Genomic DNA, 24641 nt, shown 5'->3' on the forward strand with positions numbered 1-24641 from the left:
TAAAGATGAGAAACAAGCATTGGAAAACAATCGGCGCCGTGTTGACTGCCGTTTCCTTGATTACGGCGGGCTGCAGTGACTCGTCTTCCGCTACGACGGACGAAAGCATTCCGGTGGTGAAAACATGGAAGGTGACTTCTTCCCAAACAGGTGTGATTGCCAGCGGTAAAATCGCAGCATCCGAAGAAATTCAGGTCGTATCCAAAGTATCCGGAAAAGCGGCTGCGGTGAACGTAAACGAAGGTTCTATGGTGAAGCAAGGCCAAGTCCTGGTGACGCTGGAAGCCGCAGATTATCAGCAGCAGATCGTTCAGGCACAGGCAGCAATCGCCGGTGCACAGGCAAAACTGAGAGACACCAAGGCAGGTGCCCGCAATGAGCAGCTGCAGCAGCTCGCCAGCACAGTCGAGCAAGCACAAGCGAGCCTGAAGGTAGCGGAGAGCAACTACAACCGCATGAAGGCACTTTTTGACTCAGGTGCATTGTCGGCTGCCGAATTGGAGAAAAACTCGCTGGATTTGGAAAAAGCACGTACCGGTCTTGCCCAGGCGCAAGCTCAATACGATCTGGCGAAAGCAGGCCCGACTTCCGACACCGTGGCAGCGCTGCAAGCGGAAGTAAGCCGACTGAACTCCAGCCTGGAGCTGGCAAAAAGCAACTACGACAACACGATCGTCCGTGCGCCAATCTCCGGTATCGTAGCCAAGCGCAACCTCGATCCGGGTGAAATGGCTGCAGCAGGCTCCCCATTGCTCGTCCTGGTGAAAATGGATGAAGTCAAGGTGGAAGCAAGCGTACCGCAAGAGCAGATTAACAATGTCAAAGTGGGTTCTTCCGTCGATGTGAAAGTGAGCAGCCTGGGAGGCAAAGTGATGAAAGGGAACGTAGAATTCGTTTCCCCGATCTCTGATGCCAACAGCAGCTCCTTCCCTGTCAAAATCCGGGTGCCAAACCAAGACGGAATGCTTCGCGCGGGTATGGTAGCAGAAGTGATGCTGCAAGGTCAGGCTGAACAAGGAACCAAAGTGCCAACGGCAGCTGTCCTGCAAAAAGACGGCAAGCAATACATCTACACGCTGAACAACGATGTAGTCCATCAAGTAGAGGTTACTGTGACGAATGCCAGCGGTGACTGGACTACCGTGACAGCAGGCGTAAACGACAACGATCAAGTAGTGCTGAATCCGACAGACAAATTGGCTGAGGGCACTAAGGTGATCGCAAACTAACGGGGGTGAGGACATGGCGGAAGCGGTGGCACAGAAAGAGGATAAAAGCGGAAGCGGCGGAATGTGGTTGTCCCTTCTCGCTATCCTCTCCGGAACCTTCGTAGCGATCCTGAACAACAGTTTGATCAACGTTGCCCTCCCAACCATGGTGAACATCTTTGGATCGACAACGGACACCATGCAGTGGGTACTGACGGGATACATGCTGGCGAACGCCGTCATGATCCCGATGAGCGGTTCTTTGTCAGCAAAGTATGGAGCAAAAAAAATCTTCGTGATTTCACTAACGTCCTTTACCGCCTCATCTGTACTATGTGCGCTGGCATGGAGCGATTCATCCTTGATCGCATTCCGCGTCATCCAGGGCGTGAGCGGCGGTATGATCATGCCGATCGGGATGTCGATGATCTACATGATCGTTCCGCGTGAAAAGATCGGGATGGCACTGGGGATTTTCGGGATTGCCTCGATGACGGCGCCTGCTCTCGGGCCGACGCTGGGCGGTTATCTGATTGAGTTTTTAAGCTGGCAATTTCTGTTTTTGGTTGGTGTGCCGTTTGGGATTTTCGCGGTCATCATGTCGATGGTTTTGCTGAAGGAAACACCGAAAAAGCCAGATCTTAAATTTGACTTTCAGGGAGCTTTTCTCGCGATCGTCGGCTTCGGCTGTCTCCTGCTCGCCTTCAGTAAAGGGCAGGCAGAGGGCTGGACCTCTTTCTTTATCGTATCGCTCTTCTTTATCGCCATCATGAGCCTCGCGCTGTTTGTCTGGGTGGAGCTCGGCAAGGAACAGCCGTTGCTGGATTTGCGTTTGCTCAAGATCCCGGTATTCTCGATCAGCATCCTGACATCTGGCTTTGTCATGATGGGGATGATGGGCGGTATCTTCCTGATGCCGATCTTCTTGCAAAACATCCAGGGCTTGACGGCCATGGAGTCCGGTCTTTTACTGATGCCGCAGTCGATTGCGATGGCATTGATGATGCCGGTCAGCGGGAAGCTGATGGACAAATACGGGATTGGCCCCATCGGTCTCATCGGATTGACGATCATGAGTGTAACTACTTATGAACTGCATAATCTGGCATCAGACAGCATGCATTCCTGGATGAACATGATTTTGACCATCCGTGGGCTCGGTATCGGATTGTGCATGATGACATTGTCTACGGTCGGGATGAACGCGGTACCGCGTGCGAGCGTAGGGGATGCATCCCCGCTCTCCAACGTGCTGCGGCAAGTATTGAGCTCGTTTGCGATCGCGATTCTTACTGTGATCATGCAAACGCGCCAAACCTTCCATATGGCCGTCATCACCGACAATATGAATACAGATGTAGCTACACAATTACTTGCCGGGCTGTCTGGGCTGTACACGCAAGTGGGAGTGGATGCTGCCAGCGCAACCGGTGGAGCGAGTACGATTCTCTATGGGATGTTGGCAAAAGAGGCGCTGGTCGAGGGGATTGGCGATACCTTCCTGATCTCGGCGATCCCGATCGTCATCTCGATTCCGCTCCTGTATTTCCTGCATAAAAAGCCGAAAAAAGGACCTGAAGCTCCAACTGAACAAAAACCGGCGGCTTGATAAATGTGCTGTCGAAGCTAAATGGAAAACCCCGCTTGATGGATAGCGGGGTTTTCTTCTGCCACAGAAACGGTTGATAAAGAAGCAGCCCTCCTGAGTTCGGCGTGAGACGACAGGAGGGCTGTTTTGCTGATTCTTTCAGGATGAAATGACTTTGGCAATCCAATAGACGATGCGACCCACGATATAACCGAGCAAGATCGTCCATCCGATTTTGGACCAGACGCTGAGTCCTTTTACGTACTCACGCAAGCTTTTCCGGGGCTGTTGCTGGTTGTTCAACGCTTGTCACTCCTTTGGCGGCTTGATTGTAACGGATAAAGAGGTAGATTCCAGCGATGATGATCAGTCCGCCGACCCATTGTGGCAAAGTGACGACTTCACCTAGGATAAAGTAAGCTAAAATCGCCGTTCCGATGGGCTCTCCGAGAATGCCCATCGAGATAGTCGTCGTATTAATCCACTTGATGATCCAGTTGAAGATGGAATGGCCGAGCAAAGTCGGGAACAGGGCCAGACAGAAGAACCATCCCCAGTCTGCAGCCGGGTATCCGGTCAATGAGTAGCCCAGCACCAGATCGTAGCCGATCAGGATGATGCTGGTTGCCGAGTACACGACCAGCGTGTAGGCAAACGAGGACATGTGCTGTCGAACGTATTGCCCGACCAGCCAGTAACCGGTAACCGTCACGGCGCCGAGCAGGGCGAGGAAATCACCCCATAAGGCCATGCCGCCAACCCGAAAGTCTCCCCACCCAATGACGAAGCTCCCTACGATCGCAAGCAATCCGCCGGTCAGGGCGAGCAAGCGTACCCGCTCTCCAAAGAAAAAGTATCCTCCGATGAAGGCAAAGAGGGGTTGCAGTGTGACCAGGACAGTCGAGCTGGCCACAGATGTGTAGTTCAGAGACTCAAACCAGAGCAGAAAATGACTGGCCAAAAAGGCGCCAGACAGGATGCACAGCAGCCATACTTTTTTGGACAGCTTGCCGATCTCCGCCATGGCACCGCGGTTCCATGCCAGCAGAGGTAGAGTCAAAAGAACCGAGAACACGAGTCGATACGTCGCGATGATCGGAGCGGGCGCATCGGACAGTTTGACGAAAATGGCCGAAGTCGATACGGCAACTACCCCCAAAAACAATGCCAAATAAGGGGGGAACAGCGGTTTTTCCAACGATTTTTCCATGAGTGCACCTTCTTGTATGGGGGAAGTCACGATGATGTCTATTGTAACGTCAGGCTGGAAAATTCACAATGTTATGCTTACCCAGTTGGCTGAAAGGTTTGCTTTCAATCGGGAAATCCTACAAGCATGAAAAAATATATCCTTTTACTCACAGCCATGATCGTGTGGACTGCCTGTTTTCCCGTCCCCAGCAAGGCGATCCCCCTTACCCCGATCAACATCCTAATCGATGTTGGACATGGAGGTGTTGATTCAGGAACATCTTTTGGCGAATTGCATGAAAAAAACATTAATCTTCAGGTTGCGAAGCGTCTCTATCAGCAGTTGACGGATGCGGGCTACCGCGTGGCTCTGAACCGCCAAGAAGACATCGCGCTCAGTGAGGAAAATCGTTGGCTGAATACGCGGTCCCGTCATCTCCGTGACCTTGCGCAGCGCAAAAATCTGGCCAAGGAGCTCGCTCCCCAGATGATGATCAGCCTGCATGTGAACTGGTCGAAAGACAGCCGCAGACGCGGCCCGGTGGTGCTGTACCAAAGCAATGAGCAGAGCTACATGCTCGCTCAGCTGCTGCAGGACTCCCTTAATCGCCTGGAAAACACCCATGAAAAGCCGATTAAAGGGGGAACGTACTACGTGCTCAAGCACAGCTACTGCCCGACGGTTATCGTGGAAATGGGATTCATTAGTAATGCTGGAGACAGAAGCATGCTGACTGATCCGAGGGGACAAGAAAAAATCGCTCAGGCTATCAAAATAGCTGTGAGCGAATATGCGACCCTTACCGGTAACTTGAAAATGGAGGGGAATGTCGAAGAAAGCTTTTGGAAGATATTAGTTGAGCGGATGCTGAACTAATTGGGAAATGGTGACGAACTCGGCCTCCTTCTGAATACGCGGGATGTACTGGCGCAGAACGGAGGCTGTTTTCTTCCCAGGAGGTCCGACGTGACCGATCGAAACGCAGCTGGGATGCGTTTTTATTTGTTTGTACACCTTTTCCATCTGCTGGGTGATGTGCGGGACAGAGTAAACATCGTCCAGAAAGATTTGGTTTTCAGTGTGGGGAACCCCCATTTCTTCGGCGAGCTTAGTGGCAACGCTCTTATCTGTGGTTTTGCTGTCGAGGTAGATGAGCCCCCGTTCCTTGACGACCCCCATGATGATGCGCATGATGTGTTCATTCGCGGTGATTTTCGAGCCCATGTGGTTGTTCATTCCGACCGCATGCGGAACATCGTCAATCGCCTTTTGCACCCGCTGTTTGATTTCTTCATCGGAAAGATCAGTCGTGATAGCACCCGGGCCGAGCCAGGATTTTTTCCCTTTATTGGGCTCCATCGGCATATGGACGAAGACGGCATGTCCTTTCTTGTGCGCGAGCTCGGCATCCTGCTTGGTGCTCGGCATAAAAGGCATGACTGCAACGGTCAGCGGAACAGGGAGTGACATCATTTCTTCTGTGCCTGCCATGTTATTGCCAAAATCATCGATGACAAAGGCAATCGCTTTTTTTGCCGGCTTCGTTTCCGGAGCCGGCGTGATGGGGGAGGCTAGCCCCGACGAGCTCGTCATCAGGAAGAATGCAGCGGCAGCGAAGAGAGAGAGATACGTTTTTCGTGTGATCCAATGCATGGAATCGCCTTCCTTTCCTATTTACTCTTCGTCTCCCCTAGCGTTTGTCACTTTGCCCGACGATATCCACAGACTGGTTTCGATGTCTCCACTATGTTACGATTAAAGATAGTAGTTTTGTAACGAGAGGGGTCGGATTGCTTGAGCCATTTTGTGTTGATTGATGGGAACAGTATCGCCAATCGTGCGTTTTATGCGTTGCCGCTTCTGTCCACGTCGGCAGGATTGCATACCAATGCTGTGTTGGGATTCACGACCATGCTGCTGAAGGTCTTGGAGGAAATGAAACCGACTCATATCATGGTTGCGTTTGATGCGGGCAAAGTGGTGTTCCGCCATACCGAATATGCCGATTATAAAGGGGGAAGGGCAAAAACGCCGCCGGAGCTGTCCGAGCAGTTTCCTCTGATACGCGAGCTGCTGGACGCCTTCTCCATCAAGCGCTTTGAGCTGGAAGGCTATGAGGCAGATGACATTATCGGCACCTTGACCAAAACGGCAGATGAGCAGGCCTGGAAAACGACCGTCATTACAGGTGACAAGGATATGCTCCAGCTCGTATCGGAGCATGTATCCGTGGCATTGACACGCAAGGGTGTCAGTGAGATCGAGCTGTACACCCCGCAGGAAATTCAGGAAAAGTACGGACTCGCTCCGCTGCAAATTATAGATCTCAAAGGGCTGATGGGAGATACGTCGGACAATATCCCGGGTGTTCCGGGAGTCGGTGAAAAGACAGCCCTCAAGCTGCTGCACGAGTACGGCTCTGTGGAGCAAGTTTTGGAGAACATTGATCGGGTGTCCGGCAAAAAGCTGCAGGAAAATCTGCGCGAGAATGTGGATAAGGCCAAGATGAGCAAAGATTTGGCCACCATTTTGCGAGAAGCGCCTGTTGAGTTGGATGTGCAGGAAACCGGGTATTCCGGTTATGACGGCATGATGCTGAGCGAGTTCTTTAAAAGGATGGAATTCAAGTCCTTGCTCTCCAAAATCAAAGTGGACGCGCCGGCAGAGGGTGACGGACAGGCTGCCCCTGGGGCTCCGTTCGAATTTGAGGTCCTGTCCGAAGACAATGTCGATCAATTTGCGGAAAAGCTGACCTCACCGATGGCAGTCTACGTGGAGATGGATGGAGACAACTACCACCATGCTCCGATCGTTGGCTTCGGGCTGTCAGCAGAAGGCGTAAATCTGTACGTTCCATGGGATGTGGCAAAAGGCTGGAATGCGTTTTGCGAGTGGCTTGCAGATGGTTCTCAGGAAAAATGGGTGTTTGATGGCAAGCGAGACACAGTTGGACTGGAGTGGCATGAGCGCGCTATCCAGGGCATCGGTTTCGACGTCTATTTGGCATCTTATTTGCTGAATGCGACCGAAAGCAATCCGACGCTGGATTCGATCGCGTCACAGTACGCCAAGGTGCGTGTGCGCTCGGACGAAGAGGTATACGGAAAAGGGGCAAAACGGCTTTTGCCGGAAGTCGATGTACTCAGTGAGCATGTCGCCCATAAATCTGCTGCCATCTGGCAAAGCGTCCCGGTATTGCGCGAGCAGCTGGCGGAAAACCAGATGAATGAGCTGCTCTTTGATCTCGAGGCGCCGCTCAGCATGGTTCTCGCTCTGATGGAAAGACAAGGGATCAAGGTAAACCGCGATCGCCTCGCCCAAATGGGAATCGAGCTGGATGCCAAGCTGGAGGATCTGACGAAGCAGATCTACGAGCTGGCGGGAACGACCTTTAATATCAACTCGCCGAAGCAGCTGGGCGAGATCCTGTTTGATGTACTCGACCTTCCTGTTTTGAAAAAGACCAAGACGGGGCCGTCCACCAGCGCTGATGTTCTGGAGAAGCTGGCACCGTACCATCCGATCATCGATGCGATCTTGACGTTCCGCCAGCTGGGCAAGCTGCGGTCTACCTATATCGAGGGCCTGACCAAGGAGATTCACGAGAAATCAAGCAAAGTGCACACGCTGTACAATCAGGCGACGACGGCGACCGGGCGTTTGTCCAGCACCGAGCCCAATCTGCAGAACATCCCGATCCGGATGGAGGAGGGGCGCAAAATTCGCGAAGCCTTTATCCCATCCGAGGATGGCTGGTACATGCTGGCGGCGGACTACTCCCAGATCGAGCTGCGCATTCTCGCGCACATATCGGGTGACGAAAACCTGATTGACGCCTTCCGCAACGGGATGGACATCCACACGCGCACAGCCATGGACGTATTTGGTGTGGGCGAGGATGAAGTGACTTCCTTGATGCGCCGTCAGGCCAAGGCGGTCAACTTCGGGATCGTGTACGGAATCAGTGACTACGGACTGTCGCAGAACCTGAATATTACCCGTAAAGAAGCGGGAGAATTCATCGAACGTTACTTCTCCGTGTTTTCGGGGGTCAAGCAATGGATGGAGGACATCGTCAAAGAGGCCAAGCAGGACGGCTATGTGACGACGCTTCTGAACCGCCGCCGTTACCTGCCTGACATTCGCAGCAGCAACTTCAACCTGCGATCCTTTGCAGAGCGTACGGCAATGAACACGCCAATTCAGGGGACGGCAGCTGACGTGATCAAGCTGGCGATGATCCGCATGCAGGAAACGCTGCAGGAAAAGGGATTGAAAAGCCGCATGCTGCTGCAGGTGCACGATGAATTGGTGTTCGAGGTGCCGCAGGACGAGCTGGAAATGATGAAACAGCTGGTGCCGCAGGTCATGGAGAGCGCACTTGAGCTGCAGGTGCCGCTGAAGGCAGACGTGAACTTCGGACACAGCTGGTACGATGCAAAATAGGCAATCAGAAGGCGAAAGACAGACAGCGAGAGGAGGAGGCATATGCCGGAATTGCCAGAGGTAGAAACCGTTGTCCGGACACTGAGCGGATTGGTTGTCGGCAAGCAGATCGAGCGGGTGAGCGTTCTCTTGCCGAGAATCATCCGCACACCCGATGACATAGAGGAATTTAAGTCGCAGCTTGCGGGACAGGCGATTCATGCGATCAAACGTCGCGCGAAGTTCATTCAATTTATCCTGGATCGGGACGTCTTGATCTCCCATTTGCGAATGGAAGGGAGATACGGCCTGTATCAGGCAGACGAACCTGTGGAAAAACATACCCACGTCGTTTTCCACTTTACGGATGGGACGGAGCTCCGCTATCGGGACGTTCGTCAATTCGGCACGATGGACCTGTACCCGCTGGGGGTGGAAACCACCACAGGGCCACTCGCCAAGCTGGGAGTTGAGCCGCTGGATGAGAGCTTTACGCCGGAGGTTTTGCGCAAGCTGTTAAAAGACCGTCCCACAAAAATCAAGCCGCTGCTGCTGAACCAGGAATGTATTGTTGGACTGGGGAATATTTATGTGGACGAGTCACTCTTTCTGGCCGGGATTCATCCGGAGCGTCCAGCGGGCAAGCTGACCAAAAAGCAGGTCGCTGCGCTGCATGCGAGCATCGTGGCTACGCTGTCGGAAGCTGTAGACCAAGGGGGAAGCTCGATCAAATCGTACGTAAACGGACAGGGAGAGATGGGCATGTTCCAGCAATCCCTCAAGGTGTACGGGCGAAAAAATGAGCCTTGTGTCAACTGCGGGGCGGAAATTGTCAGGTTTGTCGTGGGAGGTCGGGGCACCCATATTTGCCCCGTGTGTCAGAAAAAGTAGGGACCATGAGGCTCCGCCAAAAGCTCGGCGCAGCCAAGTTTTCTAGCACAGATAGGAACCGGAAGTCCCTATCCAGTACAAGTGCAACATAGCGAGACTTCGAACGAAGTGAGTAGCGAGACTTGTGCCCTTTGGGTACTAAGGCTCCGCCAAAAGCTCGGCGCAGCCAAGTTTTCTAGGAGAGGAGGATGTGCATGATATTAGGATTGACTGGTGGAATCGCCACGGGTAAGAGTACGGTGACAGCGATGCTGCGAGAACGGGGAATCCCTGTCATCGATGCCGATCAAATTGCCAGAGAAGTAGTGGAAGCGGGCAAGCCTGCCTATGAAGCCATCGTGCGCCACTTTGGACGGGAGATTTTACTCAGCGATGGTCAGATCGACCGTAAAAAGCTGGGGGAAGTCGTGTTCTCCGATGAGGCCGAACGCCAAAAGCTCAACGCGATCGTCCATCCCGAGGTACGCCGTGTCATGCGGAAAGAAGCCGAGGCAGCGGAAGCAGGCGGAGCGGAAATTGTGTTTATGGACATCCCTCTCTTGTTCGAGAGCAAGCTGCAGTACATGGTGGAAAAGATTGTCGTCGTGTATGCACCTCCAGATATGCAGCTCGCACGGATGATGGAACGGGATGAGCTAGAGGAAGAACAGGCGACGAAGCGGTTGCGCGCCCAATTTCCGATCGATCAAAAGAAAACAGAGGCAGACTTTTTGATTGACAACTCCACGTCCAGAGAAGAAACAGAGCGGCAGGTCGAAAAGCTGCTTTCTGTGATTCGAGCGGAGTTGAAGTCATGAAATCTGGTCGTCGGGCAGCGTTTATTGTGCTCATTTTGATGAGCGTCTTTTTGCTGCTCAATACTCCTCTCGTCTGGAAGTGGATGTATCCGATCAAATTCCAGCGGGAAATCGTTACAGCTTCGCAGAAATACCAGGTTGATCCGTACCTGATTTTGGCCGTCATCCGTTCCGAGAGCGGGTTTAAGACAGACCGCGTCTCAAAAAAGGGTGCAGTCGGTCTGATGCAGATCATGCCTGAGACGGCTGCATGGATCGTCGAGCAAGCCGGTTTTCAGACGAGGGACAACCAATACTTGTACGATCCGGTCATGAACATTCACATCGGGACATGGTACCTGAACTTTTTGCTCAATCGGTATGAAGGCGACCTAGTCAAAGTGATTGCTGCATACAACGCAGGCCCGGGGAAAGTCAGCGGGTGGCTGGTAAGTGAGCAGTGGAGCGGGCAGCGGGAGCATATCGAGGACATCCCGTTCGGAGAGACACGGCAGTATGTACAGCGTGTACTCTACTACCATGATCGATATAAAAGCATATACAATGAGGATTTGCAATGAAAGCCGCTTTCTTTCCAAAAGAGGGCGGCTTTTATCTTGGTTTGGTCACGCTAAAAGCAAAACACATTGAGAAAAATAAGAGGGGGAAATCGTCCAAATATTTATTTTTCAGTAAAACACATTGATAATTGTGTCATACTTATTATAATAAAAGTATCAGATAAGCGTAACTCAATTGCGAAAGGGGTTTCTATATGACAATCAAAATTGGTATCAATGGTTTCGGCCGTATTGGGCGCATGGTATTCCGCCGCGCTATTCAGGACCCCAACATCGAAATCGTAGCGATCAACGCCAGCTATCCTGCGGAGACACTTGCTCATTTGTTGAAATACGACACCATTCATGGACGCCTGCAAAATAAAGTGGAAGTACAAGACAACAAGATCCTCGTCGATGGCAAACCAACCATCGTACTCTCCGACCGCGACCCACTCAAGCTGCCTTGGGGCGAACTGGGTGTAGAAATCGTCGTAGAAGCAACAGGCAAGTTCAAGGACCGCGAAGGCGCTGGCAAGCACTTGCAGAGCGGCGCGAAAAAAGTAGTCATTACTGCTCCGGCAAAAGAAGAAGACGCAACGATCGTAATGGGTGTAAACGACTCCATCTACGACCATGCGAATCATCATATTGTCTCTAACGCTTCTTGCACCACCAACTGCCTGGCTCCAGTGGCAAAAGTGCTGAATGACGCATTTGGCATCGAGCAAGGCTTGATGACAACCATTCACTCGATCACCAACGACCAAGTGAACATCGACAACCCGCATAAAGACCTGCGTCGTGCGCGCGCTGCCGGTGAATCCATCATCCCGACTACAACAGGTGCCGCTCGTGCAGTAGGCAAAGTATTGCCAGAGCTTAATGGCAAGCTGAACGGCTTTGCTCTGCGCGTACCGACTCCAAACGTTTCCGTCGTGGACCTGGTCATCAATACGAAAAAGCCGGTTACCCTAGAAGAAGTAAACCGCGTTTTGCGCGATGCTGCTGAAGGCGAAATGAAAGGCTACCTGGAATTCTGCGACGAGCCGCTCGTTTCCAGCGACTTCAACGGCAACGACAATTCCTCCATCGTGGATGGTCTGTCTACAATGGTAATGGGCACCAACCAAGTGAAAGTGATCGCATGGTACGACAACGAGTGGGGTTACTCCTGCCGCGTAGTAGACCTGGTGCGCCACGTATCCGAGCTGCACAACAAAGTGACGGCAAAAGAAGCGGCTGCAGCTGGCGTGAACTAATAACAAAACCCCTTTGCGAAATGTCCAGCAAAGGGGTTTTTCTTACCTTCGATTCAAGAAGGAGTCGAGTCAGCGATTTCGTTCATCCGGAACAAATCATCATCCTCGAAACCGACGATGAACAGCTTGATGCTCTCTTTCAGCTCCAAATCGTAAGGATGAAGGACGTCGTTGCCACGTCCGTCCTTTAAGATGCGTACGGTTGGGCGGTGAGAGTAATCCGGGTCCACGCGACTGACGACCCCTACCTCACCAGTATTCAGTACGACACTGCTCCCGATCGGAAAGACGGCGATGTGCTTGATGAAGGCATTCACCAGCTGGTGCTCAAACAAGTGACCGCCGGAGCCGAGCAGGTACTCCAGAGCATCCTGGGGCATGTACCGCTTTCGCCATGGACGTGGTGACGTCAACGAATCGTACACGTCTGCGATCCCGACGATTTGCGCGTACTCATGGATCTGTTTGCCTTGCAGCCCCTGGGGATAGCCGCTGCCGTTCAGCCGTTCGTGGTGCTGGAGACAGACGTGCGCAGACAAGAGAGAGATATCATGCTGCTTTCGAAGCATATTAAAGCCGAGCATCGTGTGCTGCTTGGCCATTTCCTGTTCTTCATCAGACCAGCGCTCCGTTTTTAGCAGCAATCCTTCCGGAAGACCAAGCTTTCCAATATCGTGAAGCATCGCACCGATCCCCAAATCCATCAGCCTTTGCCGATTGTAGCCGAGAGACATACCGACAGCGGTAGCCAGCACAGCCACATTGACCGAGTGGTGATAGAGTGACGGGGAATGGGAGGAAATGCTTGATAGATGTCCGATCATTTGTTTATTGAGCAAGAGGTCATCCAGAATGGAACTGAAGGCACGCTGAAAGTGCAGGCCCATTTCGATCAACGAAATCTTCCGTGCCAGCTTGTTTGAGTTGGTGATCTGTTTGAACGTTTTCTCGATGGCTTCCACAGCGATTTGCCGTGTCTCGGGACGGATGACGTCTTCTACCTGGATGTCTTCCGTGCGCGGATCATCGATGTAGACTGCGTCAATCTTGGACCGCGTCAGCCCCGCAATGAGACGTTCGGTCAAGGCCATGCCCGTACCCAGCAATACTTTTCCATCCTCGGTGAAAACGGTACGGCCCAGCTTCATTCCTGGCCGAACTTGTCTTAAAGATACTAACCTCATTCCAATCCCTCCAACAGTACCCATATTGTACTCCATTCGACATATGCTTTAAATAGGTACAAGGATTGACTTGACTTCTGCAGGGAAATTGAGGGACACTGTAAACAAGTATTGTCTATACTGGAGTTGATAGTTGCGATGCGGTGTCCATTTTGCGAGTATAACGGGACAAAAGTCCTAGATTCGCGTCCGTTTAATCATAATAAATCCATCCGTCGCCGTCGGGAATGTGAACAGTGCGAGCGTCGGTTTACGACCTTTGAAATGGTGGAAGAAACTCCCCTGCTGATTGTCAAAAAAGACGGAACTCGGGAGGAATTCAGTAGAGAGAAGGTATTGCGCGGGTTGGTTCGCGCCTGTGAGAAGCGTCCGGTCTCGCTAGAGGTGCTGGAAAACGTGGTCAATGACATTGAAAGGGAACTGCGCAGCTGCGGCCAGGCGGAAGTTCCTAGCAATGACGTCGGGGAGAAAGTCATGGAGCGTTTGTACCATGTCGATGAGGTGGCATACGTTCGCTTTGCCTCTGTTTACCGCCAGTTCAAGGATATCAGTGTCTTCATGAAGGAGCTGGAGGAGCTGCTCTCGCAGGCACGAAACAGCCATCCTCCTTTTTCCAAAGAATAGCAAAGATAGGTGAAAAGGATCGCCACTCCACGCTCTCGCGGTATTTCAGCCAGGGCGTCTTTCGCTTTCCATCTGATTTCAGCACGTGGATGGGAAGGCCATGCTATAATAGGGCAATGAGATTTGTCAGAGAAGGGAAGAGCCGATGCGTCGTTTAGTATGGAACGAATTGTTGCCAAAAGATCGATATGTGGTGCGGGTGGCGAGACCGCTCAGCTTTTCCGAGATGGGCTATGTCACGCAATTGTACTTGCCGATCATCGGTGTCGAGTCGTATACGTTTTATCAGCTGCTCGCTCATGGCGTACAGGAAGTGAGCGGTGCTGCGGCTGAGAGTACCCATCGCAGCCTGATGCTCGCGACCTCCTTGTCACTGGATCGGCTTTTGGATGCCCGTGAGCGCCTAGAGGCCATGGGGCTGTTAGAGGTCCGCCGGAGAGAAAACTTGCAGCGGGATTACTACTATGACTATCTGCTGAAGCCGCCGCTCACACCCGGTGAATTTTTTGCAGATTACGTCCTCTCCCTCATGCTGCTGAACAAGATCGAAAATATCCGATACCAGCAGCTTCGAGAGCAGTATGCGGATACGATCGCGACTCAGCTGGATCAGGAATATACCATCGTCGAAAATGTAACGAAAGACTTTCATGAAGTGTTCCAATCGTTGAAACCGTCTGAGCTGGAAGTGAAGAAGGGGTCGGAGAGAGAGCAGTTCTTGACGAAAATGGAGACGAGCTTTCCGCCCGCAGCCATGAAGTCCGGCTTTGAAGCGCAGGTCGCTCATCCGCTCAGCGTCTCGTCTTTGCGCCTGTATTTGCCAGATAATGCAGATGCTTCAAAAGTGCTCAGCGGTACGAGCATGGAGTTTCTGTATTTGCTGTGCCACTTTTATCAAATGGACAGCTGGGGGATCGGTCAGGAGCTGCGGGACTGGACGTTGTACAAGCCAGACCGGAGCCTGGATGCTGAAGTGCTGCGCAAGCGCCTCGTTCAGCGCTATTCCGAGGACAAGCTGTATCGAAATACGTCTGCAGAGAGCCTCGGCGAAGAGGACTGGGGACCGGGGCAGCTGCCTGAGCCGGGCAGCGAAGCATTCGTCCGTGCCTGTAGGGTGCTGTCTCCGCTCGGATTGCTGGAGAGAGTCGTCGGCGGCAGGGTAAGCAAAGTGTTTCTGGAGCGTGCAGAGACCCTGGTATTCTCGGACGGGATGCAGCCAGAGGTCGTCAATGCTCTCTTGGTGCACACCCTCTCCAGCATGCAAATGGAATTGCCGAAAGCGTACATGGAGACCATCCGCGACAGCTGGAAGGCGAAGCGGATTACGACCGTGGATGAAGCGGTGAAGCAAATTTTGGAGCGTGCGGATCAGCGGGCGCAGAGCGCGGAAAAGGCAAAGAGTCCCAAGAAGGATGCCGGTACGGTGCGCCGAAACGGGAAAGCGGTCCTGCAAGACAAGCTGCCGGCGTCCGTGGAATGGCAGAGAGAGCAGGAGAAGAGCGGGCAGCCAGCTTCAAAAGGAAAGCTCATTTCGGATGATCCGGAGCTAAGCAAATTGCTTGAATCCATGCGTAAAAAACAGAGGGGAGAGTGACGGGCTAGATGGAATCTGTCGGTCAGTTTATGAAAGAGCTGGCAAAGCGTACGCCGCGCCAATTGCTGTCGCCTGAAGAGCAGCTCGATAAAATGTTTCGTTCCAGTGTGTATTTGCAAGCATTCCAGCAGGAGCATCCAGAATTGACACGGGAAGATTACCTGCGTTCGCTCTCCGATGTGTACACAGCCGTAAAGGAGCAGTATTGGTGTGAGCGATGCCCGGGTCTTTCCGAGTGCCCCAATCTGGTAAAAGGACACCGGACGCAGCTTCAGCTGGCCAACCGGACGATTGTCAGTGCGATTGCACCTTGCAAAAAGCAGCTCTCCCACGAAGAAGACCAGAAGCGCAGACGAATGATGCGCAGCTACTACGCATCGGAGGAAACGATGTCTGCGAGCTTCGACAAGCTGGAGCATGATGCCGGCAACCGGGCTGCTGTGGCTGCTGCCATTCAGTTTTGCAATCAGCTGGGGACGGGGGAGAAAGTCAAAGGCCTGTATCTCCACGGCTCTTTCGGGGTCGGAAAAAGCTATCTCATGGGAGCGATCGCGCGTCAGCTCTCGGAGAGCCACATCGCTTCGCTGCTGGTATACGTACCGGACTTCATTCGCGAGATGAAGGATTCCATTTCCGATCAATCGTACGTCGGGAAGCTGGAGCTGCTAAAAGAGGTGCCCGTTCTCATTCTGGACGATATCGGGGCAGAGAACCTGACGCCGTGGGTGCGCGACGAAATCCTGGGTGTCATTTTGAATCAGCGGGCAAACAATCATTTGCCGACCTTGTTCACCTCCAACTATTCGCTGGAAGAGCTGGAGGAGCATTTGTCCATTTCCAACGGCAATCGAATCGAGCGAACCAAAGCGGCGCGAATCATGGAGCGCATCCGCCATTTCGTCGACGTGCATGAGATTTTACGCAAGAACCAGCGTCTGGAGAGCTGAGGTGAAGAAGCGAGAGAATTGCCAGTAGGAATACGCGAGCACTTCTCTGGCTTCGTGATACGGCTTGAACAGGACCTGGGAATGGACGGCCACCGGAGATACCGGGATTCCCAGAGACTCAGCCATGGTCACGGCTCGAAACAGATGGTAGTCGTGACTGATCAACAGCGCATTTTGATAGGGATGAGTAGACAAGACCTGCTGGCCATACAGCAGGTTTTCGTATGTCGAGGTGGACTTCGTCTCCATGAGGATGTGCTCCGCAGGGACACCACGCTCGACCAGGTATTCCTTCATGACGGCGGCTTCCGTCAGCCGCTTGCCTTCTCCGAGCCCTCCTGTTACCAGCAAGACAGGTACATACCCTTCCTGATAGAGCCACAAGGCGTGATTCAGCCGCTCGCGCAGGCCGGGACTGGGACCTTCCCCCCACACAGCAGCACCCAGCACAATCCCGACATCCGCATGACGAGGGACTGCGCCCTTTATTGTCGCCTCGATCTGATAGATGACGTAGGCGGACCAGATGCCTCCGAGCCCGATGAGAATGCCCGTAAAAAAGAGAACGCGTCGCCACCAACGCGGTTTTTTGCGGTCTTTCACGTCTGATTCTCCTCTCGCATTCCATTTCCTTCTACGTAGTAAGACGCTTCAGCAGTGGGAGAGTTACAGGGTCTGACACATGACGGACACAAATAACTAGTAAATTATTTTTCTCAGTAGCCGATATAATAATCGAGGAATGGGTTTTACTAGAGGCAGATTTCATACTTGCGGGGGAGGCTAGCAATGTTCTGGAAAAAAACGATGCTCTTGCTTCTGGCCATCTTGCTCTTGTGCGGGGCTGGAAACGCTGGGATTGGATACGCTGCGGATGAGATTAGCAGGTTGGTCCTATCAAAAAATGAAGTGACATTGGAATTGGGAGACTCTGCTGCATTGACGGCAACGGCTGTCTACGTGAGCGGGAAGACCGAGGAAGTCACGATCACGACAGATTGGACGAGTCAAAGTCCAGATATTGCCGCAGCTTACGCGGGCCGTATCACAGCAAAAGCAGTTGGCAGCACCACGGTGACAGCGACATACATGGGGAAAAGCGTACTCGTCGCGGTGAATGTCACCAAAAAAGTGAAAGCGTTGACGCTGGACAAGCAAACGCTGAATGTGCTGATTGGCGAGGAGCCGCCGGCACAGCTCAAGCTTACAGCGCTCTATAGCGACGGCGATCCTGAGGATGTGACGAAAAAGGCTGACTGGTCTATCGACAACCCTTCCATCGCTACGGTCATCAACGGCGAGGTCAAGGGCTTGAACTCGGGGACGGGTATCATCACCGCCAAATTCGGGAGCCAGTCCACCACGATTCCAGTGAACGTGGAAATCGCACACCGACTGGAGCCGAGCAAAACACAAGTATCGCTCCTCTTGGGAGGCTCGGAACCCCTCACCCTGAAGGCGATTTATCCAGATGGCAGCGAAGTGGAAGACGTAGCGGATAAAGCGGAATGGTCCTCGGACAATCCGGCTGTAGCCGACGCACTCAAAGGGAAAATCACGGCGTACGGTGCAGGTACAGCGACCATTACCGCCAAATACGGAACCAAGACGGCGACGATCGCAGTGGATGTCGATACGACGCAAAAGCTGGAGGCAAGCGTACAAAACATCTTCCTGCACGTCGGTGAAACGTCCGAAGAAATCAAATTGACCGCAACCTATGCAAACGGAGACGGAACTGGGGTAAGTGTAGGGGACAAAGCCCAGTGGACTTCTTCCAAGGAATCGGTGGCGTACTACAGCAATGGCAAGATTCACGCGGTGCAATCCGGTGAAGCAGTCATCACGGCGAAGTACGGCAACAAGTCTGTGTCCATCCAGGTTGATGTCGAAGTGCCGCGTTCGCTCGATATTGTGCCGTCTTACCTGACGATGAACAGCGGCACGACGAAAGAAGTGATCGTACATGCATTCTTTGCTGGAGCAAAGGCATCTGAAAATATCACTGGCAAGGTGACCTGGTCGTCGGACAATGAGGATATTGTCTTTGCCAAAGACGGCATCATCTCTGCGTACAAGGCTGGATCTGCAACGATTACAGCTAAATACGGCGAGAAAACAGCGACCCTGGTAGTGGATGTCGATGTGCCGCAAAGCCTGACTGCAGATGTGACGAGCGTTGCGATCCCGGTCGGAGGAGCCAAGCAAATCACGATTACGGCTTCGTATCCGGATGGGAAGTCGGATAATGTCACACAAAAAGTAACCTGGGCGTCCAGCGCGCCGACGGTCGCATCCGTGCGCCAAGGCCTCATCACAGGTGTTGCGACAGGGGCGGCTTCGGTCACAGCGACCTTTGGAAATCGCACGGTTACGATTCCTGTCTCGGTCGGTGTCCTGCAGACCTTGAATGTCGACAAGAAAAAGCTCGTGATGAGCAGTGGCAAGAGCGAGACTGTCAATGTGACCGCATCTTATGCAGATGGAACCAGCAAAAACGTGAATGAGCAAGCGGCATGGACGAGCTCTTCGGCAGCTGTAGCAGAAGTGTACCAGGGAAAAATCACTGCGACAGGCTCCGGCAAGGCGACGATTACCGCCACTTTTGACGGGAAGAGCGTCACCATTGCCGTAGAGGTGGATCAGGCGACTACTTTGTCCGTCGATCCTCGCCTGTTGATCCTGACCGTCAATGAGTCAGCTGAAATCAAGCTGACAGCGACTGACTCCGCTGGCAACACCAGCAACGTCACAACAGATGCCGAGTGGGTGTCGTCCGCGATCAAGATTGCGGATGTAGCGAATGGCCGCGTCACCGGTTTGACGAACGGCCGCGCCACCATTACAGCCAAATACGGCGGGAAATCGATCACCATTCCGGTGGAAGTGGGGATCGTGACCAAGCTGGAGGCAGATAAGCGATACGCTTCCATCAAATCCAACAGCACATCGCAAGTGACTTTGACCGCGACCTTTGCAGATGGCCGCACGATGAATGTCACTTCGCTGGCAGATTGGAAGACAAGCAATTACAAGGTGGCGGATGTAGAGAAAGGTCAGATTACGGGCCGCGCCTACGGAAAAGCGACCATTACCGCGAAATACAATGACAAGATCATTTCGATTCCGGTAGATGTAGATACGTTGAAATACCTCAAGACAGACGTCGTGCAGATCGTGATGGCAAAAGGGGAAACCAAGCAAGTGACCGCAACGGCTACTTATATGGATGGCTCTGAGCAAAACGTGACCAAGCCAGCCCTGTGGACCACCTCTCGCCTGCTTGTGGCAGACGTCAAGGATGGCGTGATCAAGGCAACAGGCTCTGGAAAAGCGACGATCTACGTGACCTATGGCGGTAAGAAGACACCGATTGTGGTGACGGTGCGATAGGGTTGCAGGATGAAAACAGAGAATGCCAGTCCAACACATGGCTGTGTTGACTGGCATTCTTTTTTGTACAGATTGCACAGGAGCGTTATATCTTGAAGTGGCCGATCTGATTTTGCAATTCCTCCGCCATCCGCTCCAGCGACACTGCAGAGGCTGCGATTTCTTCCATCGATGCGAGCTGCTCTTCGGCTGCGGCCGAGACGCTTTGTGTCCCGTCGGAGGCAAGCATGGTCACCTCGGAAATATCGCTGATCAGCTTCACGACCATCTGAGTCCGAGCCGAAATATCCTGGGAAGCGCCGGAGACTTGCCCGATTCGTTCTGCGACTTCCTCGATGGCGTTTTGGATTTGTTCAAAGGATTGGCCAGCTTCATACACTTTTTCAATCCCATCTGTTACTTCCCGCTTGCTCTTCTCCATGACGGTTACCGCATGCTCCGTTTCCGTTTGAATGGAGGTGATCAATTGGCTGATCTGCTTGGCGGAATGGGAGGATTGCTCGGCAAGCTTTCGCACCTCATCCGCCACGACGGCAAAGCCTCGGCCGGATTCCCCGGCCCGTGCTGCCTCGATGGCGGCGTTCAGTGCCAAGAGGTTCGTTTGATTGGCGATGGCTGTGATGACTTCCACGATCTTTCCAATCTCCTGAGAGCGTGTGCCCAGGCGGTCCACCACTGCAGCGAGATCGTGGATGGACTGCTGGGAAGCATTCATCTGCATAACGGCAGATTGGATGGATACGTTTCCGACGGATGCCAGGTCTGCCGTTTGTCGTGCCGCGTCCGATACTTTTTGGGTATAATCCGCGATCTGCGTGATTCCCTCGGACATCTGGTCGACTGCATCGGTGCTTTCCTCGGCATAGGATACTTGCTGCTCGGTTCCCGTCGCCATTTCCTGCATGGTCGTCGCGATCTGCTCGGTAGCCTTGCTGGTCTGGTCTGCGCTGGCAGAGAGCTGCTCGGCTGATGCAGCGAGCTGCTGGACGTTGTCGTTGACGGCATGGAGGAGGGAGCGCAGCGAACCGGACATGTGGTTGAAGCTTTTGCTCAGCGTCCCCAGCTCATCGTCGCTGGTGATCTCGACTTGCTGTGTGACATCGCCTTCACTCATTTTTTGAGCTGCTTCCGTCAATTTGCGAAGCGGACGAAGCATGGATCTCAAAATAGCGTAGACAACACTACCGCCGATGACCATGGCAATCGCGATCACGACGAGTGTCTTGTAAAAGATCGGGCTGGCCGCAGCAACGGCTTCGGACTTGTACATGACAGCCATGAGCTTCCAGCCTGTCTTGGCATTTGTGAGGTGAACAGCTCTGGCATCAGAAAAATCAAATTCGCCTGCCGGCTGGCCATAGAGAGTGTTTATCCACGGATCGGTCGAAGGCGTTCCGGCTTTTCCCGTCGGATGAATGAGGAACTGACGATTCTTGTCAAAGATCGAGAGGTAACCCTTGGCGCCGATTTTCGCTTGCTTGACCGTTTGCTCCAGTGCGGTCAGCTGGATGTCGATTGCCAGCACACCTGAGCGGTCAGACAATGCTTTGGCTAGGCCGATCACGACATTCCCTGACGCTGCATCGATGTATGGATCGGTAATGACCGTTGTTTGCGGCTGCTGCATCGCAGCTTGGTACCAGGGGCGCTTGCGCGGGTCGAAGTCAGCCGGAAGCTTTGCATCCGTAGACATCAGCATGCCCCCGGCTTCGTCACCGATGTACACCTCTCCGATCTCCGGATGAAGCGCGTGAAAGGTCTGCAGATGCTTGCGGGTGGCGGAGCGATTAGCTTCCTGTAGATCGGTGAGCGCCATTCCGGAAGCGATGAGCTCCATATCTTTGGACTGCGCCTCCAGCGACTGATTGAGCAGCTCATCCACCAGTCGCACATTTTCCGAGGCGGTTTTCATGAGCGCACTCTCCAGCTGGTCCTTGGCGCTGAGATAGGAAAGAAGGCCGAGAGTCAGCATCGGGATGATCAGGATGGTGGAGAAGGCTGTGATGAGTTTTGTTCTGACGGTAAGTCTGGGCTTTTTCATATGTGGAGCTCCCCCTTGAGCAATTCTAGGTTGCCGTGCTTTCATATCCCTTTCCGCAATATAACCGATTGTAAACCTGAAATTACGGGATTTTATTTATAAAACTTTATTTTTGGTGTTTTGAAAATTTGAGGGAGAAAGGAAGGTTTTTCGCTTGCAGTGTACTTAAGGGTATGCTATACTAAATTTACGTCAGCGGTAAACGCTGAAGAATACATATGGGGCATTAGCTCAGCTGGGAGAGCGCTACACTGGCAGTGTAGAGGTCAGCGGTTCGATCCCGCTATGCTCCACCATACGGAACTTAAGGAAAAACGGCAGAAATGCCGTTTTTCCTTTTTTTATTTATGCTACCGTTTATGTTGATGCTTGTTTTGAAACAACGTAAAATAGTATGGAAATTCCAACCATAAGTGAAATCGCAAACGTCGTGTAACATTCCTGCTAGTGAATTCTATTTCTTTATCATAACTATTGAAAAGAAGGAGATAGAAACATGAATAATCATATTACCTTTCATCCCTCCCATGAAGGTATCGTATCACTTTGCAGCCAGGATACCCCTATCCGTAAACTGATTCACCATATTGGTCCACTTACATTGAAGACGAATGAAAATCATCTAGAAGCACTCGTCATGTCTATTATTGGACAACAGTTATCAGCAAAAGCGGCAAGTACCATTCGCCAACGAGTAAAAATGCTTTGTGGGGAGATAACACCAGAAAGAGTCTTGCGTACGCCTATTGAAAATTTGAGAAATGCTGGGGTATCCAGAACAAAAATAGAGTATATTTTTGATTTATGTAAGAAAGTCCATAGTAACGAAATATCATTTGCAAACTTTCATTCGCAAGAAAACGAGACCGTAATCAATTCACTGACTTCTGTTAAAGGGATAGGAAAATGGACGGCAGAAATGTTCCTACTATTCTCTTTAGGACGACTAAATGTTCTCTCCCTGGGGGATGCCGGATTGCAAAGGGCGACAAAATGGTTATATCAACTAGATGATCGGCCGAAAAATAAATATATGGAGGAAGTTTCCGCAAACTGGCATCCCTATTATAGTATTGTGTCCTTATATCTATGGGAATCAATCGACCTAGGATTTGTAGATCATTTTCCCACGCTAGAGGATGTAAATGAAAAATAAGTCCTTCACAATTTCATGGGACAAGGTTCGGAGACGAAACACTTCTTCCCGATTGCTCCGTTTGGCGTTTTTCTTCACGCAAAACGCTGATAAGGGGGAAAACGAGAAATAAGTTGAGGATCGCCCCTCCTAAAAAAACAACGTGCAGTCCAGCCAACTCCGCCACTATTCCTGCGAGAAACGCGCCTATAGGTAAAGTCCCCCAACTAATCAGCCTGTAGGCGCCATAGACCCGCCCCAACAACTCATTGGGTACAACTCGTTGGCGAATCGAATTGACAGCGACCACCCATGTTGTCCCGCCCATACCTGCCAGAAACATAGCGGCGCCCACCAGCCAAACATTTGCCCAGACGCCTGGCACGAACAGCATTGCAAAGGTACCGATAATGTCCAGCCCAAGCAATGCCCCCCGCCCAAACAAACGCTGCAGAGGCGATACCAGCAAAGATCCGGCGACACTTCCCGCAGCCAAAGAGGTTAACAGCAAGCCGTACTGGTACTCCTGTAAACCAAGCGGCCCCGGCGCTACCGCATAGAGCACCAGAATAGAAAAAAACGCGCTCCAGCAGGACGCCATGATCGCCACCATAATGGCAAGCGTACGAAGCAGTTGGTTCGTCCATAAAAAGCGAACCCCTTCCGAAACATCTCGCCAGATGGAAGCCGATTGCTTCCGTTCGACTGAAAAATGTCCACGCATCAGAAGCAGGGCAACGGCAGCCGCAAGGAAAGAAACGGCACTGCCAAGCGCCGGCAGGAGAAGACCAATCGCCAGCAGATATCCTCCCAGCGGCCCGCCAATAAATTTGTTCATGATCGTTTCTACGCTGTAAATGCGCGCATTTGCCTGCTCTAATTGATCACGGTTAACGACGGAAGGCACGAGTGCCCCAGAGGAAGTGTCGGATACCGTTTCGCAAGTCCCGACCAAAAACGCCAGAAAACCCAAAACAAATACCGACAGCCAATCTAACTGCTGGGCAAAAGCCAAAACTCCAACGGCAGCCGTCCGAACGAGGTTAACAACGACCATGATGCGCTTTCGATCCAGGCGGTCGACGATCACGCCAACCGGTAGAGCGAAGAGTAACCAAGGGAGGGTCAGCGCCAGCGAAACGCTTGCGACCAAAGCGGGAGAATGGGTAAGCTTCGCTGCCAAGAGAGGAAGTGCAAATTTGAACAACCCGTCTCCCAGATTGGATAGAGCCGTGGCCATCCATAACGCCCAAAATTCCCTGCCAAACCTTTGATGTGTCATGCGCATTTTGTAACCTCCATTCATGTGTTAAGTAGTTACATTTTAAATTCCCCCGAGTAACTAGTCAAACTTATTTTGGCGGTTACTAAGTGTAGGTTATTAAATGCCGACTTGCATCTTGCGGTGGACAGACGATTGTGCTTTCGGGCAGTGATGCTCGATAGCGTTAGACCGCTACAATGGCAATGTAGAGGTCAGCGGTTCGATCCAGCATGCTCCACCATAAATAAGGACGAAAACTCTTGGAATTCCAAGGGGTTTTTTTAAAAAAAGGGGTAATGCATGATAAGGCATGAACAGAATCACACGCAATGTTGCGAAAACACGTTCAATACTGCCAAAGCGCTGCCATCGAACATTTCCCTATTTCGTAGACTGCTTTTGGCAAAAATGAAAAATGGAAAACAGAAAACACTGGGTTTGATAACGTTTTCATAATTGGCATGAAATTTGCTGCTAATGATCCGTACACAGCTGGCAGGAGAAGCATCGAAGAGGAACAGCCATTCAGTTTTTGAAGATGAGGAGGCGTAACAGAG

Annotated in this window: 20 protein-coding genes and 1 tRNA gene; 14 read left to right on the top strand and 7 right to left on the bottom strand. The window is 52.2% G+C overall.

Annotated elements, in window-relative coordinates:
• Positions 1 to 5: 5 nt before the first annotated feature.
• Positions 6 to 1229, top strand: a complete 1224-nt coding sequence (locus tag JNE38_RS07450) for an efflux RND transporter periplasmic adaptor subunit (protein ID WP_203355964.1) — start codon at positions 6 to 8, stop codon at positions 1227 to 1229.
• 13 nt (positions 1230 to 1242) lie between these two features.
• On the top strand, positions 1243 to 2817 hold the full coding sequence (locus JNE38_RS07455) for a DHA2 family efflux MFS transporter permease subunit (protein ID WP_203355965.1): 1575 nt from the start codon (positions 1243 to 1245) through the stop codon (positions 2815 to 2817).
• A gap of 138 nt (positions 2818 to 2955) precedes the next feature.
• On the opposite strand, the gene JNE38_RS07460 is transcribed toward JNE38_RS07455, so the two are convergent.
• Positions 2956 to 3099: a hypothetical protein gene (locus JNE38_RS07460; RefSeq protein ID WP_203357827.1), complete on the bottom strand. Its 144-nt coding sequence runs from the start codon at positions 3097 to 3099 to the stop codon at positions 2956 to 2958.
• The gene (locus JNE38_RS07465) at positions 3062 to 4006 is read right to left on the bottom strand and encodes a DMT family transporter (protein WP_203355966.1); all 945 of its coding nucleotides are present in this window, start codon (positions 4004 to 4006) and stop codon (positions 3062 to 3064) included. Before JNE38_RS07465 ends, JNE38_RS07460 begins: the two co-directional genes overlap by 38 nt.
• Before the next feature lie 126 nt (positions 4007 to 4132).
• Here JNE38_RS07465 and JNE38_RS07470 point away from each other — a divergent pair, with 126 nt between their 5' ends.
• Positions 4133 to 4864: an N-acetylmuramoyl-L-alanine amidase family protein gene (locus JNE38_RS07470; protein ID WP_203355967.1), complete on the top strand. Its 732-nt coding sequence runs from the start codon at positions 4133 to 4135 to the stop codon at positions 4862 to 4864.
• Here the strand turns inward: JNE38_RS07470 and JNE38_RS07475 are convergent.
• The gene (locus JNE38_RS07475) at positions 4841 to 5641 is read right to left on the bottom strand and encodes a divergent polysaccharide deacetylase family protein (RefSeq protein WP_428993694.1); all 801 of its coding nucleotides are present in this window, start codon (positions 5639 to 5641) and stop codon (positions 4841 to 4843) included. The two genes, JNE38_RS07470 and JNE38_RS07475, sit on opposite strands and share 24 nt — an antisense overlap.
• 141 nt (positions 5642 to 5782) lie before the next feature.
• Here JNE38_RS07475 and polA point away from each other — a divergent pair, with 141 nt between their 5' ends.
• The 5 genes from polA (at position 5783) to JNE38_RS07500 (ending at position 11902) form a co-directional block, all read left to right on the top strand.
• A complete protein-coding gene (gene polA / locus JNE38_RS07480; RefSeq protein ID WP_203355968.1) occupies positions 5783 to 8434 on the top strand; it encodes a DNA polymerase I in 2652 nt (883 codons plus the stop codon).
• 42 nt (positions 8435 to 8476) lie between these two features.
• The gene (mutM, locus tag JNE38_RS07485) at positions 8477 to 9304 is read left to right on the top strand and encodes a DNA-formamidopyrimidine glycosylase (RefSeq protein WP_203355969.1); all 828 of its coding nucleotides are present in this window, start codon (positions 8477 to 8479) and stop codon (positions 9302 to 9304) included.
• Between the two features lie 188 nt (positions 9305 to 9492).
• A complete protein-coding gene (coaE, locus tag JNE38_RS07490) occupies positions 9493 to 10101 on the top strand; it encodes a dephospho-CoA kinase (RefSeq protein WP_203355970.1) in 609 nt (202 codons plus the stop codon).
• Positions 10098 to 10661 carry a lytic transglycosylase domain-containing protein gene (locus tag JNE38_RS07495; protein ID WP_203355971.1) on the top strand — a complete coding sequence of 188 codons (564 nt, stop codon included), beginning with the start codon at positions 10098 to 10100 and terminating at the stop codon, positions 10659 to 10661. The genes coaE and JNE38_RS07495 overlap by 4 nt, the downstream gene beginning before the upstream one ends.
• Before the next feature lie 194 nt (positions 10662 to 10855).
• Positions 10856 to 11902: a glyceraldehyde-3-phosphate dehydrogenase gene (locus JNE38_RS07500; RefSeq protein WP_203355972.1), complete on the top strand. Its 1047-nt coding sequence runs from the start codon at positions 10856 to 10858 to the stop codon at positions 11900 to 11902.
• Positions 11903 to 11955: 53 nt separating this feature from the next.
• On the opposite strand, the gene JNE38_RS07505 is transcribed toward JNE38_RS07500, so the two are convergent.
• On the bottom strand, positions 11956 to 13086 hold the full coding sequence (locus JNE38_RS07505) for an HD-GYP domain-containing protein (protein ID WP_203355973.1): 1131 nt from the start codon (positions 13084 to 13086) through the stop codon (positions 11956 to 11958).
• Between the two features lie 138 nt (positions 13087 to 13224).
• Between JNE38_RS07505 and nrdR the strand changes: the two genes are divergently transcribed.
• From nrdR to dnaI, 3 genes are all read left to right on the top strand, one after another.
• Entirely contained in the window at positions 13225 to 13710 is a 486-nt protein-coding gene (gene nrdR / locus JNE38_RS07510) for a transcriptional regulator NrdR (RefSeq protein ID WP_203355974.1), read from the top strand.
• Between the two features lie 145 nt (positions 13711 to 13855).
• Positions 13856 to 15304 carry a replication initiation and membrane attachment family protein gene (locus tag JNE38_RS07515; RefSeq protein WP_203355975.1) on the top strand — a complete coding sequence of 483 codons (1449 nt, stop codon included), beginning with the start codon at positions 13856 to 13858 and terminating at the stop codon, positions 15302 to 15304.
• A gap of 8 nt (positions 15305 to 15312) precedes the next feature.
• Positions 15313 to 16251: a primosomal protein DnaI gene (gene dnaI, locus JNE38_RS07520; protein ID WP_203355976.1), complete on the top strand. Its 939-nt coding sequence runs from the start codon at positions 15313 to 15315 to the stop codon at positions 16249 to 16251.
• Here dnaI and JNE38_RS07525 read toward each other — a convergent pair.
• A complete protein-coding gene (locus JNE38_RS07525) occupies positions 16222 to 16854 on the bottom strand; it encodes a YdcF family protein (RefSeq protein ID WP_203355977.1) in 633 nt (210 codons plus the stop codon). The genes dnaI and JNE38_RS07525 overlap by 30 nt on opposite strands.
• A 186-nt stretch (positions 16855 to 17040) precedes the next feature.
• Here JNE38_RS07525 and JNE38_RS07530 point away from each other — a divergent pair, with 186 nt between their 5' ends.
• Complete coding sequence (locus JNE38_RS07530; RefSeq protein ID WP_203355978.1) at positions 17041 to 19644, top strand: Ig-like domain-containing protein; 2604 nt, start codon at positions 17041 to 17043, stop codon at positions 19642 to 19644.
• An 85-nt stretch (positions 19645 to 19729) separates the two neighbouring features.
• On the opposite strand, the gene JNE38_RS07535 is transcribed toward JNE38_RS07530, so the two are convergent.
• Positions 19730 to 21685 (bottom strand): methyl-accepting chemotaxis protein, encoded by a 1956-nt coding sequence (locus tag JNE38_RS07535; RefSeq protein WP_203355979.1) that lies wholly within the window; start codon positions 21683 to 21685, stop codon positions 19730 to 19732.
• Positions 21686 to 21905: 220 nt separating this feature from the next.
• On the opposite strand from JNE38_RS07535, the gene JNE38_RS07540 reads away from it, so the two are divergent.
• Positions 21906 to 21981 (top strand) — tRNA-Ala (locus JNE38_RS07540).
• A gap of 200 nt (positions 21982 to 22181) precedes the next feature.
• On the top strand, positions 22182 to 22841 hold the full coding sequence (locus JNE38_RS07545) for a DNA-3-methyladenine glycosylase family protein (protein ID WP_203355980.1): 660 nt from the start codon (positions 22182 to 22184) through the stop codon (positions 22839 to 22841).
• Positions 22842 to 22854: 13 nt separating this feature from the next.
• On the opposite strand, the gene JNE38_RS07550 is transcribed toward JNE38_RS07545, so the two are convergent.
• On the bottom strand, positions 22855 to 24108 hold the full coding sequence (locus JNE38_RS07550; RefSeq protein WP_203355981.1) for an MFS transporter: 1254 nt from the start codon (positions 24106 to 24108) through the stop codon (positions 22855 to 22857).
• Between the last annotated feature and the right edge of the window lie 533 nt (positions 24109 to 24641).

Origin of the sequence: Brevibacillus choshinensis, assembly GCF_016811915.1 — a bacterium.
GTDB classification, from domain to species: domain Bacteria; phylum Bacillota; class Bacilli; order Brevibacillales; family Brevibacillaceae; genus Brevibacillus; species Brevibacillus choshinensis_A.